Origin of the sequence: Mesonia ostreae, assembly GCF_031845265.1 — a bacterium.
Classification (GTDB): domain Bacteria; phylum Bacteroidota; class Bacteroidia; order Flavobacteriales; family Flavobacteriaceae; genus Mesonia; species Mesonia ostreae.
Genome location: NZ_JAVRBG010000011.1, coordinates 18,341 through 35,514, shown reverse-complemented (window position 1 = coordinate 35,514; position 17,174 = coordinate 18,341). Strand labels below are relative to the sequence as shown.

The following is a 17,174-nucleotide window of genomic DNA, read 5'->3' as shown; positions in this document are numbered from 1 at the left end:
CCCTCAACCTGCCCGAAGTGAATTCATTCATGCGAGTTTACTTCAAAGCCGTGTTCTCATCCTCGATACTGTCATTTAAACGAAGGAAAAATTTCATGCTTTCTTCTGAAAAACTAAAAAGATTTCTTTTTTTAGCTTCTAATAATTACCACTACTCATCGGTTAATAAACGAGAAAGCTCATCGTATTGCGGCGTTAAAATCACCTCAATTCTTCTGTTTTTAGCTTTTCCTGAAGCAGATGTATTTGGCGCAATGGGTGCAAATTCTCCGCGACCAGCAGCAGTTAAGCGTTTCGCATTAATCTTGCTATTTTGCTGTAATAAATGAACAATAGAAGTTGCTCTTTTGGTAGAAAGATCCCAATTGTCTTTTAATATTTCATTTCCGCCGTAAGGCACATTATCAGTATGACCTTCTATCAATACATTAATATCTTTGTTTTCAGCTAAAACAGAAGCCAGCTGGCTCACCGCTTGTTTTCCTTGGCTTCCTACGGCCCAACTTCCAGAACTAAATAAAAGCTTGTTTTCCATAGAAACATAGACTTTTCCGTTGCGTTGCTCTACAGTTAAACCTTTGCCCTCAAAATTCATTAGAGCATTAGAAACACTCTTTTTTAAAGCCTGCATTTTAGCATCTTTAGCGGCAATTAAACTTTCCAATTCGTCAACACGTTGGGATCGCGCATCCAAATCTTCTTTAAGCTTTTCTAATCTTTGTTGCTCATTGGCCAAGGCCTTTTCTTTTTTCTCTAATTGAGCTAAAAGCTCACGATTGCGTTTAGAATTTTCGGCTAAATTAGCAGAGCTGTTAGATTCCAAAGCATTGTAAGAGTCTTGAAGCTGTTCTAGATTGCGAGTTTTTAAACCTAGCTCATTTTTTAAGTCTTTTATTTGTTGTTGCAAATTTTCATTAGAAAGCTTTACATCTTCAAAATTTTGTCCCGCTTGCGTTTTTTCTTCTCGGCAATCGGCCAATCTATTTTCTAGGGCGCTATTTCTGTTTTCAAGTTCGGCGTATTGATCTTCAAGATCTGTAAATTTCTTTGCAGGAACGCAAGAAACAACAAGGCTTAAAAGAAGTGCCGGAAGTATAAAAAATTTCTTTTGCATAGGTGATGAGTTTAATTTAATTCAACCAAAATAGGACAATGATCGCTATGTTTTGCCTCTGGTAAGATAACGGCTCTTTTTATTTTTTCTTGTAAAGGAGCGCTCACTAAATGATAATCTAGTCGCCAACCTTTATTATTTGCTCTCGCATTGGCGCGGTAACTCCACCAAGAATATTCTACTCGCTCTGGATTTAGATGTCTAAAAGAATCTGTAAAGCCGCTTTCTAAAAAGCCACTCAACCACGTTCTTTCTACTGGTAAAAATCCAGAAACATTTTTTAAACGTACGGGATCGTGAATATCTATAGGTTCGTGACAAATATTATAATCTCCAGAAATGACCAAATTAGGAACTTCTTGTCTCAATTGCGTGATATAGGTTTGAAAATCGTCCATAAACCTAAGCTTAAATTCTAGACGATCTGTATTGGTTCCTGAAGGTAAATACAAACTCATCACAGAAACGTCATCAAAATCTGCTCTAATCGATCTTCCTTCAAAATCCATATAATCTATGCCTGTACCATAGGTTACATTATTGGGTTTGGTTTTGCTTAGAATTGCGACGCCACTATAGCCTTTTTTTTGTGCAGGATACCAGTAGCAGTACTTATAACCAATTACATGAAAAACCTTTTCATCAAATTGCTCTGGATTGGCTTTAATTTCTTGCAGACAAACCACATCTGGATTTGCATGCGTTAACCAAGTAATAAATTCTTTTCTTAATGCGGCTCTAATGCCATTCACATTATATGAAACAATGACCATAGATTTATTTTTTTACAAAAATAGAATAATGTAGGGGTTAAGATTGTTTGTTTATTAAAAATTGATGCACATCTCATAAAATATTTATCAAAAGCATTAGTTTTACCTTACATGCGCAAACTTCTATTCATATTCTTTCTACTTCTTGCCGCAAAAGCAAAAGCACAAGTGTATGAGGGTGATTTCACCGAAAAGAAACTAGCGGTAAGCGATACAGTAGCTATAGATTCTGTAAGTATAAACCCGTTTAAATTTAAGTTGTATAATCTACAAGGAAAGTTGATAGATTCTACTTTATACCAAGTTGATTTTGCTAAATCTTCACTCATTTTAAATGATTCTTTACGGAAGCAAAACGATTCTATTAAAGTAGTCTATAGAAAATATCCCGATTATTTTACCAAACGCTATTACCAATTTGATCCCAATAGTATTGTAGGAAATGAAAATAGGGTCAACCGAATTTATCAATTGGGAGAAGAAAAAAATCAGCGAAGCTTTGTTCCATTTGACGGTTTAACCACCAGCGGAAGCATTTCGCGTGGCATTACTATGGGAACCAATCAAAACGCGGTTTTGGATTCTGAATTGGATTTACAAATTACCGGAAAAATTTCAGATAACGTGAATCTTCGAGCTTCCTTGCAAGATTCTAATATTCCTATTCAGCAGAATGGATATTCTCAAAACCTTAATGAGTTCGATCAGATTTTTATCGAATTGTATGGCAAAAACTGGAACATTAGAGCAGGTGATGTAGATTTGGTGCAAGACGATTCTTACTTTGCTTCTTACCATAAAAAAGTGCAGGGACTTTCGCTTGGCGCCACCATCAACCCCAATGGCAATACCACCGAAGTTTTTGCCGCCGGCGCTTTGGTAAAAGGAGTATTTACCAGAAATCAATTTCAGGCACAAGAAGGCAATCAAGGTCCGTATAAATTAACCGGTCCCAACGGCGAGTTGTTTGTGCTCATTGTTTCTGGAAGTGAGTCGGTTTTTGTGAATGGAATCCGCCTAGAGCGAGGAGAAAATGAAGATTACGTGATCGATTATAATGCGGGAGAGATTATTTTTAATGCGACCTATCCCATTACTTCAGAAATGAGGATTACGGTAGAATATCAATATTCAGATCGTAATTATTCGCGCGTAGTCGCAACAGGAGGAGGAAAACATACTAGTGAAAAATTGGAGATTGGCGCTTTTGTGTATTCAGAAAATGACATTAAAAATCAGCCTTTACAGCAAAACCTCAATGAAGAACAGGCGCTAATTCTTTCCAATGCGGGCGATGATACGAGCCAAATGATTGCGCCCAGTGCCGTACCCGATACCTTTGATGAAAACAAAGTTTTATATACCAAAGAGCTCGTAAATGGTGAGGAGGTTTTTGTGTATTCTACAGATCCAGAGGAAGAGCTTTTTCAAGTCCGTTTTAGTAATGTGGGAGAAAACCAAGGAAATTACGTCTTAACCAACGCGAGTGCCATTACAAGAATTTATGAGTATGTACTTCCGGTAAACGGAATTCCGCAAGGAAATTATGAACCCGTGATTAGGCTTTTTGCACCTACCAAATTACAGGTTGGCGTGGTGCACGGAAAATATCAACCTTCAGAAAAAACAAAGATTAATTTTGAATTTGCCGCCAGCAATAACGATGAAAACTTGTTTTCTGAATTAGATAATGATGACAATGATGGCTTTGCGGGCAGAGTAGAAGTACATCAACGCGTGCTTCAATTTAAAGATTCTTCGCTGGTGGAGGCTTTCGCCGGAATTAATTACGTGCAAAACGATTTTGAAAGTATCGAACCTTTGTATAATGTGGAATTCAATCGGGATTGGAATTTGGTAAATCCGTTAGGAAATCAAAATTATGTACAAGCCGGAATCAATTTTAAAACCCTTAATAACGGAAGCTCCCAGTACCGTTTTGAACAATTAGACTATTCAGAAAATTATAGCGGAACTCGCCATATCATTAGTTCTCAGCATAAAATCGGGAAATTGAGAACGCGGCTTTACGGAAGTTATCTAGACAGTAAATCTGAAATTTTTGATTCTCAATTTCTACGAATGAATGCCTCTGCCGTCTACGATTTTGGTAAGGTTTGGGCAGGAACGCGCGTGAACCTAGAAGACAATCAGCAAAAAGAAAATGAAACTCAGCAACTCACAGGTAATAGTCAGCGGTTTAATAGTTACGAGGTGTTCACAGGCGTTGGAGACAGCACGGCGGTGTATGCTGAGGTTGGTTATCGTCATCGGGTAAATGACAGTTTACGCAACAACAATTTGCAACGGGTAAGCAAATCTAACAACTACTATTTAAAATCTAGGTTGATACAAAATGAAAATACGCAACTTTCTGTATTTGCGAATTATAGAAAGCTCATCAATGAGGAAGAAAATGTAGAAGACGAACAATCATTGAATTCTAGGGTGTTGTACAATCAGTTTTTATTTAACAAAGTACTAAGTCTTAACACCGCTTACGAAACTAATAGCGGAACCTTAGCGCAGCAAGAATTTACTTATGTGGAAGTGAATCCTGGCGAGGGACAATACACCTGGAACGATTACAACGAGAACGGTTTGCAGGAATTGGAGGAGTTCGAGATTTCGCCTTATCCAGACCAAGCAAAATATGTGCGGGTGCTGCTCCCTAATCAGGTTTTTTTGAAGACGCACCAGAATAAATTTAGCCAGATTGTAACGCTTAATTTTATGCAACTGAGTGAGGATGCAAGCGCCAAAAAGTTTTTACAACATTTTTACAACCAGACTTCTTATTTGGTAGACCGAAAGATAGAGCGCGAGGGAGATAATTTTGATTTGAATCCGTTTAACGATAGCGGGAGTCAAGAACTTGCCGTGAACCTGAATTTTAGAAACACGATTTTCTTTAATCGAGGCAAGCAAAACCACACTACCTCGTACACCTACATTTCTACCCGAGCCAAAAACTTGCTCTCTACAGGCTTTCAAGAAAATGATATTGAAAGTCACCAGTTAAAATTTAACCACAAAGTGCAAGAAAGCTGGTTGTTTAATTTTGACAACCAAACCACCACTACGGTAAGTACTTCAGAGAATTTCGGAAATCGCAATTATGATATTTTAAGTTATACTACCAATCCCAAAGTGTCTTATTTATTATCTAGAAGTACGCGTTTTGATGTGTTTTACCAATATAACACCCAAACTAATAGATTGGGAGATCAAGAAGAATTACAGCAGCAAAAACTAGGTACTTCTTTCAATTTTGCGAACGCCCAAAAATATGCGCTAAGCGGAGAGTTTAATTATATTTTTAATGAGTTTACGGGTAGTGCTTTTTCTCCCGTAGCTTACCAAATGTTACAAGGTTTACAACCCAACAAAAACTTTACGTGGACGCTGTTGGCGCAGCGAAAACTCACCAATTATCTCGACCTTAATTTATCTTATTTAGGTCGAAAAAGTGAGAACGCTAAAGCGATCCATACGGGGAGCGTGCAATTGAGGGCTTATTTTTAAGTTTTTTTTAACAAATAGCAAAAAAATATTATATTGCTAGCGTAAACCAACTATTTTATGAAAAATCTTTACTTATTTCTCTTTATTGTATTTTCTACTTTTTACACTCAGGCACAAAACCAACCTTTTATTACGACTTGGGAGGTTGATGAAAATGAAAGTATTACTATTCCAACCGAAGGTAATGGTTATAATTACACCATCGATTTTGGAGATGGTACCATTGAGTCCAACATAACGGGGGATATTTCCCACACATATACTGAATTAGGAATTTATACGGTAAGTATTTCTGGAGATTTTCCTAGAATTTACTTTAATGGTTCTGAGGAGGCTAACAAAATTAAATCCATTGAACAATGGGGACATATTGAATGGCAATCTATGAATTCTGCATTTTTTGGTTGTGAAAATTTAACTATTAATGCTAATGATGCCCCGGATTTAACCCAGGTTACCGATTTAAGCCATATGTTTAAATTAGCAAAAGCATTTAACCAATCAATAAATCATTGGGACGTATCTAATGTAAATGATATGAATAATATGTTTAGGGGCGCATATAATTTTAACAAACCTCTTAATAATTGGGATGTTTCTAATGTTACCAATATGGGTTCTATGTTTACGGGAGCGAATGATTTTAATCAACCTTTAAACTCTTGGGATGTTTCCAATGTCACGGTTATGGGTTTTATGTTTTGGGGCGCATATAATTTTAACAATCCTCTTAGTAATTGGAATGTATCAAATGTAACCAACATGAACTCTATGTTTAGGGATGCTGAATCGTTCAATCAACCTTTAAGTAGTTGGGATGTATCTAATGTCACAGATATGGGAAATATGTTTAGTTGTAAATATTCCAATACAGACTCGACCTTTAATCAACCACTAGATAGCTGGGATGTATCTAATGTAACCAAAATGAATCATATGTTTTTCTTTGCAGAGACATTTAATCAACCTTTAAATAACTGGGATGTTTCCAATGTTACAGAAATGGCAGAAATGTTTTCGGTTGCAGCTTCTTTTAACCAACCATTAGATAATTGGGATGTATCTAATGTAATTCGCATGATGAGTATGTTTGAATCTGCAGATACCTTTAATCAGCCCTTGAATAATTGGGATGTTTCCAGCGTAAATAATATGACTGATATGTTTAGATTTAATGATGCTTTTAATCAACCATTAAGTAATTGGGATGTGAGTAATGTTACATATATGACTGGAATGTTTGGATATACAGAACTGTTTAATCAACCATTAGATAATTGGGATGTCAGTAATGTATATAATATGGAAGGTATATTTTCACACGCAGTTTCTTTTAATCAAGACCTAAGTAATTGGAACTTTAATCAATCTGTCTCACTTACTACTTTTTTAGGTGAGGCGTTTGTATCCTATAGTGGATTAGATGTAGAAAATTATGATGCTCTTCTTTCTCATTTGGCTTTTTTAAACCTTTCTGAAGATGAATTGGGAGCACATGATCTTAAATTTTGTAATCAAAATGCGAGAAATGCACTTTTAATTAATGGTTGGACAATTTATGGGGACTCAGAATCGGAAAACTGCAATAGTATCTCTGGAATTATTCTCTATGATGAAAACAACAACGGTTGTGATTCTAATGATGCAGGCATCTCTGATTTTATGGTGAATACGAATAATGGGGAAGATGATATCTTCACCTATTCTAGTAATGGATACTACGAATTAGGAACCATTGGAACTAATTTTACAGTCTCTTTGGTGAACTATCCAAGTTACTACACTGTGAGTCCACCAAGTATCGATGTAACTTTCACAACCTCTAATACTGAGGTAGCAGATTTTTGTGTGACCGCCAATCAAACCATGAAAGACCTAAATGTGGTTTTATTCCCTACCAGTGAAGCTCGTCCTGGTTTTGAAGCCGATTATCAATTGGTGGTCGAAAATATAGGAACGCAAACTATAGCTAATGCTACGGTAACTTTAGATTTTGATGATTCGATGCAAAGTTTTGTAAGTGCAAATGTAACGCCAGCTTCAAACACGGCTAGTCAACTTACTTTTAATATTACCAACTTACAACCGCTAACTTTTCAGACTGTAGACCTTGCGATGCAAACCTTTCAACCGCCAACAGTAAACGGAGATGATATTTTGAGCTTTACCGTAAATGTGAGTCCGAGTGCGAATGATTTTACTCCTAACGACAATACATTTGTCTATGACCAAACTGTAGTGAATTCTTACGACCCTAACGATAAACAGGTTTTACAAGGCGAGGAAATAGAAATTGATGATGCCGACGAATATTTAAATTACCTGATTCGTTTTCAAAATACAGGAACTGCAAGCGCCATTAACGTAAGGATTTTAGACACGCTACATCCAAAATTAGATTACACCACATTAAGACCTGTAAGTGCGAGTCATAATTATAGAATTGAAGTAACCAATGAAAACGAAGTAGAATTTATTTTTGACGGAATTAACCTACCCGATGAATACACTAACGAACCCGCAAGTCACGGTTTTGTGGCTTATAAAATAAAGCCTAAAAGTGATGTTGCTGTTGGTGATTTTATTACTGGAGATGCCCAAATCTATTTTGATTTTAATGCACCCATTATTACTAATATGGTTTCTACTGAAATAATTGATAATTTAAATGTGTCTATTTATGATTTAGCAAATAACATCAGCATCTACCCAAACCCAACGCAAAATACCCTACATATTGAAGTGAAAAACAATCAAGAAGTTGAGCAAATAAAAATCTATAACTTAAGTGGATTAGAACTTATAAATATTAAAGATAACAAGCAACAACTTAACTTAGAAAGTTTAAGTGCTGGTATTTATTTTATACAAATCCAAACTCATCTTGGGACAGTAAATAAAAGGTTTATTAAAAAATAAAGATTACAAAACCTAAATTAAAAACCCGCCTATTTCTAAGCGGGTTTTGTGTTTCTATAATTAAAGTCGTTATTGTCCTATTACCTTTTAGGTAAAACTGCTTGATTTTTTAAGACAGAAGATTGTGAAAAATCTTAAAATGAAGACCTTATTTTTTAAATTGATTCATTAAAAGTGAGAAAAAATTTCACTCAAAACTATTGCTGTTTATCAATTAGTTACAATGAAGTCCTGATTCTTGGTTCAAAAAGCATAGCGACCCGCCCGAACGTATCCTTTCGATACGGGCAGGTCTTGAGTCTTTATCGAACAACAATGATCTAAAACCTACCTCTTCTGCATCCAATTTTTAAAGCTTACTTCTTGTGCTATAATTTCTTTTAATTCTGAAATGGGCACTCGTTTTTGTTCCATCGTATCGCGATGACGAATGGTTACTTGGTTATCTTCTTTGGTATCGTGGTCTACGGTAATGCAAAACGGCGTTCCGTTGGCATCTTGACGACGGTAACGTCTTCCTACCGCATCTTTTTCATCATAAATCACGTTGAAATCCCATTGCAACTCGTCAATAATTTCTTGGGCAATTTCGGGCAAACCGTCTTTTTTCACTAACGGAAAAACAGCCGCTTTTATCGGTGCCAAAATAGAAGGTAATTTTAAAAGCGTTCTCGTAGAACCGTCTTCTAACGTTTCTTCGCGTAACGCGCTAGAGAAAACAGCCAAAAACATACGGTCTAAACCAATCGAAGTTTCAATCACGTAAGGAACATAGTTTTTGTTGAGTTCTGGGTCAAAAAACTGTAATTTCTTTCCAGAAAGTTCTTCGTGGGCTTTTAAATCGAAATCGGTTCTAGAATGTATTCCTTCCAATTCTTTAAATCCGAAAGGAAAGTCAAATTCAATATCTGTCGCAGCATTAGCATAATGCGCCATTTTTTCGTGGTCGTGAAAACGGTAATTTTCTTCTCCCAAACCTAAAGAAGCATGCCAATTTTGACGCGTTTCCTTCCAATGTTCAAACCATTTAAGCTCTTCGCCTGGACGCACAAAAAATTGCATTTCCATTTGTTCAAATTCACGCTGACGAAAAATAAACTGCCTCGCTACAATTTCATTTCTAAAGGCTTTTCCTATTTGTGCGATTCCGAAGGGAATTTTCATTCTTCCGGTCTTTTGCACATTAGCAAAATTCACAAAGATTCCTTGAGCGGTTTCTGGTCGCAAATATAAATCTGTAGCAGAATCTGCCGAAGCGCCTAGTTTGGTGCCAAACATCAAATTAAACTGCTTCACATCGGTCCAATTTTTAGAACCAGTATCTGGGCAGGCAATCTCTAATTCTTCAATAAGCGCTTTTACATCGGCAAGATTTTCTTCCGTTAAGGATTTTGCCAAACGCTCTAATATGCTTTTCTGCTCTTCGCGGTAACGAAGCACTCTAGGGTTGGTGGTTACAAATTCCTCTTCGTTAAAGTCATCACCAAACCTCTTTTTGGCTTTATTGATTTCTTTTTGAGCTTTTTGATTGATTTTTTCGGCATAATCTTCTACCAAAACATCGGCTCTATATCTCTTTTTAGAATCTTTATTATCAATAAGCGGATCGTTAAAGGCATCTACGTGCCCAGAAGCTTTCCACGTTTTGGGGTGCATTAAAATGGCCGCATCTAAACCTACAATGTTTTGGTTGAGTTGCACCATGCTTTTCCACCAATAGTCTTTGATGTTTTTCTTGAGTTCGGCTCCGTTTTGACCATAGTCATAAACTGCGCTTAATCCATCGTAAATTTCGCTAGACGAAAAAATGTACCCATACTCTTTGGCATGGGAAATTACTTGCTTAAAAGTGTCTTGTTGTTTTGCCATAGCGCAAAAATAATAATTAAACGGACTTAAATTTAGGTTTAGGCTCTAAGTTTTTTATTTTAAGAAGAAAGTGCTGGTTTTCATGCGATGTGCTCCGTCGAATACATTCACAATATAACGCCCTTGAAGCATATTTTTTGGAGCCACCTCAAAGAGAATACAGCTTTCCAGTTTTTTATTCTGATAATTAATCGTGTTTAGAGCGCTATAATTTAAGCGCTTATCTCCAAAAGAAATGAGCTCTTGAGAACCTAAAAGTTTGTTTTTAGGATTAATAACCTGAATAAACACCTGCCTGTAACCATTTTGAGTTAAGGTATTTTCTAGTAAACTAAAACAAATGCGCAATTGGTTGGTTTTGTTTGCTTTGTGAGTCGTGTGAAGTTCATCTTTATTTTTGATGTAAATCCCTTCTGCTTTTAAATCACTTAATTGAAGAAAAGAAGCCTCTTCTACCTGATTTTCTAAGATTTTTTTCTGAAAATGGAGCGAATCAGTTTTTTGCTGATTGAGTTGTAGTACGCTAGATGTGCTATCGATTACTTCCTGAAGCTCTTCATTTTTTTGTGAAAAACTATCTACTACTTTTAGTAACTTTTTTCGTTGTCTCCTAAGAAGTTCAGCTTCAATTTTATAACGTTGCAATTGGGCATTGGTCATTTTAGAACTGTCTAGAGAGTTTAACAGTCTAGAAATGCGTTTCTTTTCTTTGGTAAGCTCTTTCTTTAAAGAAGAATTATCAATTACAATGCCTTCATATCTTTTCTGAAGTTGATCCAAATCACTTTTTAAGCGTTTCTTTTCTTTGGAAATGATTTCGACATTTTCCTCATTCTCTTGATAGAAACTGAAGGTGTAGACTATAGAAATTAATAATAATAAGCTGAGTGCCCCAATTAAGATTTTAAGTACACGATTGTCTTTTTTTTCACTCATACACAGATACTTAATCCTTTTTTGATTAAATTGAAGTCATTAAAAATCAATTTAATTGAATCTCTTTAGTGATTTTTTAGAATTTGTTTTTCCTAAAACTTGTATTTGCTGCGGAACAGCGCTGCTGGTAGAGGAAAAATCTATATGCCTGTATTGCAGGTATCAGCTTCCTACGACCAACTTTCACTACCAAAACGAAAATACGGCGAAAAAAGTATTTTATGGTAGAATTCCTTTGGTAAACATAACCTCTCTTTTTGTCTTTCACAAAAAAAATATGACACAACAATTGTTGCATCAGCTAAAATATAAAGGAAAAGAAGAAATTAGTTCCGTTTTGGGAGATTGGTTAGGAGAAGAATTAAAAACGCTCGTTTGGACAAAAGATATAGATGTGGTGATACCTGTTCCTCTACACGCTAAGAAAATGAGAAAAAGAGGCTATAACCAAGTGGCTGGTTTTGGCGTGAATTTGGCGAAGCATTTGGATTGTTCTTATTCTGATAAAGTTTTAATAAAAGAAACGCCTTCAGCCACTCAAGTGTTTAAAAATAGAAGTGCCCGCGCCGAAATGAAACACGATTTATTTAAACTTCAAAATGAAGCTTTAATCGCTAACAAGCATATTCTTTTGGTAGACGATATCATTACAACAGGAACAACTTTAGAAACTTGCGCTCAAATAGTATTACAAGCTCCAAATACGAAACTAAGCATTGCGACGATGGCGATTACTATGTAAACTAATCGTTCTCGATTAAGATGCTAGGCCGCTTCGCTTTTAGATAATAAAAGTTAGACTTAATTTCAACTATCTAGAAAATAGCAACTTAAAATTTAAATTGTACTTAACTTCAAAATCATTAATTTTTTGACAGTGTAAAAAGCTAGCTGTAATTGAATAAATGCTAGATTTTTCAACTTCATCACGAATACTTAGGCTCTCCTTAAAGTTTTACCCAGACAGGATTACTGACAAAACTAAACTTTAGAAAAATAATCGTTTCTTTGCTTAAAATTTGGTGTTATGCAAATACAGCGTCTTTTATATTTTCTGATTTGCCTTTTGGTATGCTCTGCATTTTTTAATTGTGCCAAAAGAGGTATGCCTACAGGTGGTGATTTAGATACTATTCCTCCTACATTTATAAGATCATCTCCAGAGAATTTTAGCACCAACTTCGATAAAGAGGAAGTTAGAATTTATTTTGATGAGTATATAAAGCTGAAAGACGCGCAGCGTCAAATCATTATTTCGCCTCCCATAGATCCCAGACCTATAATTTCTCCGCAAGGAAGTCCGAAAAAATACGTGACTATTAAATTGGGCGATTCTTTAAAGCAAAATACCACCTACACCATTAACTTTGGTAACAGCATCATAGATAACAACGAAGAAAACCCATTGCCGTTTTTTAAATATGTGTTTTCTACTGGGAGTTATATAGATTCTTTACAGGTTTCAGGGAGAGTTAAAGATGCTTTTGAAGCAGAAACCGATGAATTTATTTCTGTGTTGTTATATGAAATAGATGACGAATATTCAGATTCTTTGGTGTACCAAACTCCGCCAACTTATATAGGGTATACGCAGGATTCTACCAACACGTTTCAGATTGAAAATATGAAAGCGGGCAATTATAAGGTTGTTGCTTTAAAAGATAAAAATTCTAATTATCTCTTCAATCCTTCCGAAGATAAAATAGATTTTCTAGAAGATACGCTTAGTTTACCTACTAATAGAAATTTGGCGTTTAGCCTATTTATGGAGCAGAAAGACTTCCGCGTAAGCAAAACAAAACAAATGGGAGCAAATAGAGTGGTTTATGGGTATGAAGGAGAGCTGAATGACAGTATTCAAATTGAAATTATAGAGCCCAATCCTACCCAATTTACCACTACAATCCTTAAAGATTTTGATAAAGACAGCTTGCATTTATGGTACCAACCTGTAATAGAAAAAGACAGTTTAATAGTTAGCGTATCCCAAAACAATTATAGAGATACTGTTATTACGAGAATAAAAGAATTGTTTAAAGATAGTTTAGAAATTAAAAAGTTGAATAGCAATAAGCTCGGCCTTAAAGAAGACTTTGGTATTTATATGAATCTTCCTATAAAGAAAGTAGACAGCAGTAAAATACGTATTCTTAACCAAGATTCTGCCGCAGTGAATTTTAGATCACGTATGTTGGCATTTGAAAATAAATTAATGCTGGATTTTGAGAAAGAAGAAAAGCAAACCTATACTATTCAAATGCTTCCAAATGCCTTTACGGATTTTTATGATGTAGCAAATGATACTTTAAACTTTAGAGTAAAAACCCCTGCAATTGCAGATTTGGGAACCTTAACCTTAAATGTCTCTAATGTAAAAACTTATCCTATTATCGTAGAGTTGGTAGATTCTAAAGGAGTAGTAATAGAAAAAAAGATTCATGAAGCCGAAGATGGCAATTCGTTTTATTTTGAATTTATAAAACCTGGAAAATATAGACTAAGATTGATTTATGATAAAAATAAAAACGGAAAATGGGATTCTGGTAATTACCTGAAGCAAACCAAACCCGAAACGCTTATCTACTTTCCTAAAACCGTAGATATGCGAGCCAATTGGGATATTAATGAGAATTTTATTTTAAACTAAACTCATCTCGATCTCGTAAAAAACCTAGATTATTTCTGGCTTCTACCATAGATTTTTTATCTAAAGTTATGGTTTTTATACATTCGGTTTCTAGGAACTGAGCAGATATTTTATCACCCAGAACATCATAAACTGCCGAATGTCCGCTATAAAAAATATCATTTCCATCGGTTCCAACACGATTTACGCCAATGGTGTAACACATATTTTCTATAGAACGCGCTTTTAGTAAAGCGTCCCAAGCTTTTACTCTTTTGTCTGGCCAATTGGCGACAAAGATGAGCACGTCATACTCTTCTACATTTCTTGCCCAAACAGGAAAACGCAGGTCGTAGCAAATAAGCGGACAAATTTTAAAGCCTTTATAATCAATACTTATTTTTTCGCTTCCCGCGGAATAGTTTGCGTGTTCCTTAGCTAAAGAGAACAAATGTTTTTTATCGTAGGTTGTATAATTACCATCGGGAAAAATAAAGAAAAGTCGGTTGTAGTAGTTTCCATTTTCTTCAATAACTAAACTTCCAGTGAGCGCTATTTCTTTGGAAGTCGCCATTTTGATCATCCATTGCACTGCTTTTCCAGATTCTTTTTCGGCTACAGGACTAGGCTCCATGGTAAAGCCGGTACTAAACATTTCGGGCAAAATGATGAGATCGGTGTTTTGAATGTCTTTTATTTTTTCGGTATAGCGAAGGAGATTTTCATCTATAGATTCCCAAAGGATTTCGGTTTGTAGTAGAGTTACGCGTAATTTTTCCATAGGCTAAAGTTATTAAATTCTTGAGACAATAAAAACATTTTTAAACGACTACAAACGTTTGCAAACGAAATTAAACGTAAGCAACTATTTATCAGCCGAATAAAACTAGAGTGCCTTCTCATCTTTGTCCTGTTGAAATGAACGAATGAAAATCAACATCTTAAATCTTATCATTATGAATTCTTTAAAAAACAAAGTACAGTTAATTGGAAACTTAGGAAACGACCCAGAAATTATTGCTTTAGATAGCGGTAAAAAATTAGCGAAATTCTCTATCGCAACTAATGAGACGTATAAAAATGCAAAAGGAGAAAAAATTACAGATACCCAATGGCATAACATTGTTGCTTGGGGAAAAGTAGCCGAAATCACAGAAAATTTTCTAACCAAAGGAAATGAAGTAGCCCTAGAAGGTAAGCTTACTTCTAGAAGTTACGAAACCAAAACGGGCGAAAAAAGATATGTGACAGAGGTGGTTTGCCAAGAATTATTAATGTTGGGCAGCAAACAATAAGAAGTCAACACTGCAATCATCTTAGTATAAATGCCCTTTATGTAATCTACCCTAGGTGTAAGTAATCATTTACACCTTTTGGGTAGATTGTTTGTAGTGAGCATCTAGAAAAATTTTTCGAATCCAAATCTTAGGTTTTACAATCTTAAAACAAATAAATTTCTGCAGAAGCGCCTACGAGTAGATAGAGACTTAAACTTAGACCTAAATGACTATTTAGTCTTTTAATAATTTTCATAATTAGCACTTTTAAATATCTCCTTAAAAAAATATTTTTCTCAGTAAACTGCCATGCTTTTAACATATTTTAATAGAGAAAACGGATATTAAAACAAAATAAATAAACTTTTAAAAAACCAAAGCCTCATTTTTTACGTAAGTTTTTTAAATAACCAAACTTACTTAAAGATGAAAAACAAAAGAACTAAAGAAATTGCGGTAAATAACAATCGTAGAAGATTTCTAAAAGTGAGCGGTCTTGCCTTTGCAGGAGCCAGTTTAATGATGGCATGCAGCAATGATGATGACTTTACGCCAGAAAATCCAGATCCGAATCCTAATCCAAATCCTAACGTATTTGATCTAGGAAGCGGAAATCTAGGAATATTAAATTACGCCTACGCCTTAGAACAATTAGAAGCTGCTTTTTACGCTAAGGTTAGACAAGGAATGTATTATGAAGCAACAAGCGGTGCTGAACGTCAACTTTTAGATGATGTATATTATCACGAGGCCATTCACAGAGAGTTTTTTAAAACAGCAATTAGCAGCGTAGCCTCGGCAGATCAAGTTTTACCAGAATTGACTTTTGATTTTTCATCTGTAGATTTTAATAGTAGAAGTGTTGTTTTGGCTACGTCTGTAGCTTTAGAAGATACAGGTGTTGCAGCTTATAATGGTGCAGGGCAATTAATTAATGTAAGTGATGATGCTGGTAAAGCTTATTTGGGCTTAGCTGGTAAAATCGTTTCTGTAGAAGCTAGACATGCGTCTGCTTTTCGCGATCTAGTAAATCCAGGTTCTATGGATTTTGCAGGAGATGATATCCTAGTAAACCTGGGCGGAACAGGTAAAGCCTATGATAAAGCTACCTTACCAGCAGATATTCTTGCAGCTGTGAGCAATTTGGGCTTTATAACCACTCCGTTTACCGCAAATAATTTGCCTACATCGTAATTAATTTATCAACTTAAAACACAAAATTATGAATTTAATAAAATTTTTAGATACACTTTCAGATAAAGAAGCTTTAAGTACCAAAGGTTCTAGAAGAGATTCTTTAGAAAGATTAAAAGGTATAGGGAAAAATGCCGCGTTAGCTTCTATTCCTTTTGCTATGGCTGCAAAAAGCAATTCAGCTAAAGCTGCCACCAGCTCTATGGCTTCAGCAGCATTTATGGCAACTCCTACCGAGGTATTGCAGTTTGCTTTAACCTTAGAATATTTAGAACGTAACTTCTACCAAATGGGAATGGATACCAATGGACTAATCCCAGAAGAAGATAGAACCGTTTTCCAAACTATATTAGATCACGAGAGTTCTCACGTATCTTTCTTTGCAGCAGCATTGGGAGATGATGCAGTTCCAGAGCCAACATTTGATTTTACAGGAGCACCAGGAGGATTAAACTTAGATACTTTTTCTAATTATGAAACCTTTATGGCGTTAGCTCAAGGTTTTGAAGATACGGGAGTTAGAGCTTTTAAAGGTCAAGCTGGAGCATTAGCTAATGACAATACTTTGCTAACCTATGCACTTCAAGTTCACTCTGTAGAAGCACGCCACGCTTCACAAGTAAGAAGAATGAGAGGAGAAAAAGGTTTAATTACCAAAAATGAAAATACTTTACCTCCTGCATTCAGTGCTATTTATGCTGGAGAGCAAAATACAATGCAAGGCGGCGTAGAGCTTACTGGTGCATTTGGCTCTCTTGGAGGTGATGATGCGTTAACAGAAGCTTTTGATGAACCTTTAACAATGCAAGAAGTACTTGATATCGCAGGAACTTTTATCGTTTCTTAATGTCAATACGGTAATACCTTAAAAAGTATAGAACGCTCCAATTTATTTGGGGCGTTTTTTTTATTGATTTTTTTCATTTTTATTATCCAGCTAA

At 35.5% G+C, this 17,174-nt stretch carries 12 protein-coding genes; 7 read left to right on the top strand and 5 right to left on the bottom strand.

Going from position 1 to position 17,174, the window contains the following annotated elements; translation table 11 throughout:
- Window positions 1-151 precede the first annotated feature (151 nt).
- Together RLT85_RS11400 and RLT85_RS11395 are read right to left on the bottom strand one after the other, a co-directional pair.
- A complete protein-coding gene (locus tag RLT85_RS11400) occupies window positions 152-1,114 on the bottom strand; it encodes an OmpA/MotB family protein (RefSeq protein ID WP_311402180.1) in 963 nt (320 codons plus the stop codon).
- A gap of 11 nt (window positions 1,115-1,125) precedes the next feature.
- Window positions 1,126-1,887, bottom strand: coding sequence for an exodeoxyribonuclease III (locus tag RLT85_RS11395; protein WP_311402179.1), 762 nt, complete (start codon window positions 1,885-1,887; stop codon window positions 1,126-1,128).
- Window positions 1,888-1,998: 111 nt separating this feature from the next.
- Between RLT85_RS11395 and RLT85_RS11390 the strand changes: the two genes are divergently transcribed.
- Together RLT85_RS11390 and RLT85_RS11385 are read left to right on the top strand one after the other, a co-directional pair.
- Entirely contained in the window at window positions 1,999-5,412 is a 3,414-nt protein-coding gene (locus RLT85_RS11390; RefSeq protein WP_311402178.1) for a DUF8818 domain-containing protein, read from the top strand.
- Window positions 5,413-5,469: 57 nt separating this feature from the next.
- Window positions 5,470-8,331 (top strand): BspA family leucine-rich repeat surface protein, encoded by a 2,862-nt coding sequence (locus tag RLT85_RS11385; protein WP_311402177.1) that lies wholly within the window; start codon window positions 5,470-5,472, stop codon window positions 8,329-8,331.
- A gap of 327 nt (window positions 8,332-8,658) precedes the next feature.
- Here RLT85_RS11385 and RLT85_RS11380 read toward each other — a convergent pair whose 3' ends face one another.
- The gene (locus tag RLT85_RS11380; protein WP_311402176.1) at window positions 8,659-10,200 is read right to left on the bottom strand and encodes a glycine--tRNA ligase; all 1,542 of its coding nucleotides are present in this window, start codon (window positions 10,198-10,200) and stop codon (window positions 8,659-8,661) included.
- Between the two features lie 54 nt (window positions 10,201-10,254).
- The gene (locus tag RLT85_RS11375) at window positions 10,255-11,136 is read right to left on the bottom strand and encodes a DUF8428 domain-containing protein (RefSeq protein WP_311402175.1); all 882 of its coding nucleotides are present in this window, start codon (window positions 11,134-11,136) and stop codon (window positions 10,255-10,257) included.
- 55 nt (window positions 11,137-11,191) lie between these two features.
- Between RLT85_RS11375 and RLT85_RS11370 the strand changes: the two genes are divergently transcribed.
- On the top strand, window positions 11,192-11,878 hold the full coding sequence (locus RLT85_RS11370) for a ComF family protein (protein WP_311402174.1): 687 nt from the start codon (window positions 11,192-11,194) through the stop codon (window positions 11,876-11,878).
- A gap of 285 nt (window positions 11,879-12,163) precedes the next feature.
- Window positions 12,164-13,783: an Ig-like domain-containing domain gene (locus RLT85_RS11365; RefSeq protein WP_311402173.1), complete on the top strand. Its 1,620-nt coding sequence runs from the start codon at window positions 12,164-12,166 to the stop codon at window positions 13,781-13,783.
- Here the strand turns inward: RLT85_RS11365 and RLT85_RS11360 are convergent.
- Window positions 13,770-14,543 carry a nitrilase family protein gene (locus RLT85_RS11360; RefSeq protein ID WP_311402172.1) on the bottom strand — a complete coding sequence of 258 codons (774 nt, stop codon included), beginning with the start codon at window positions 14,541-14,543 and terminating at the stop codon, window positions 13,770-13,772. The genes RLT85_RS11365 and RLT85_RS11360 overlap by 14 nt on opposite strands.
- Before the next feature lie 175 nt (window positions 14,544-14,718).
- On the opposite strand from RLT85_RS11360, the gene RLT85_RS11355 reads away from it, so the two are divergent.
- The 3 genes from RLT85_RS11355 to RLT85_RS11345 all read left to right on the top strand — a co-directional run bounded on the left by RLT85_RS11355 (window position 14,719) and on the right by RLT85_RS11345 (window position 17,080).
- Window positions 14,719-15,057: a single-stranded DNA-binding protein gene (locus RLT85_RS11355; protein ID WP_311402171.1), complete on the top strand. Its 339-nt coding sequence runs from the start codon at window positions 14,719-14,721 to the stop codon at window positions 15,055-15,057.
- Window positions 15,058-15,465: 408 nt separating this feature from the next.
- Entirely contained in the window at window positions 15,466-16,233 is a 768-nt protein-coding gene (locus tag RLT85_RS11350; protein WP_311402170.1) for a ferritin-like domain-containing protein, read from the top strand.
- A gap of 28 nt (window positions 16,234-16,261) precedes the next feature.
- Window positions 16,262-17,080 carry a ferritin-like domain-containing protein gene (locus RLT85_RS11345; protein WP_311402169.1) on the top strand — a complete coding sequence of 273 codons (819 nt, stop codon included), beginning with the start codon at window positions 16,262-16,264 and terminating at the stop codon, window positions 17,078-17,080.
- Window positions 17,081-17,174 lie beyond the last annotated feature (94 nt).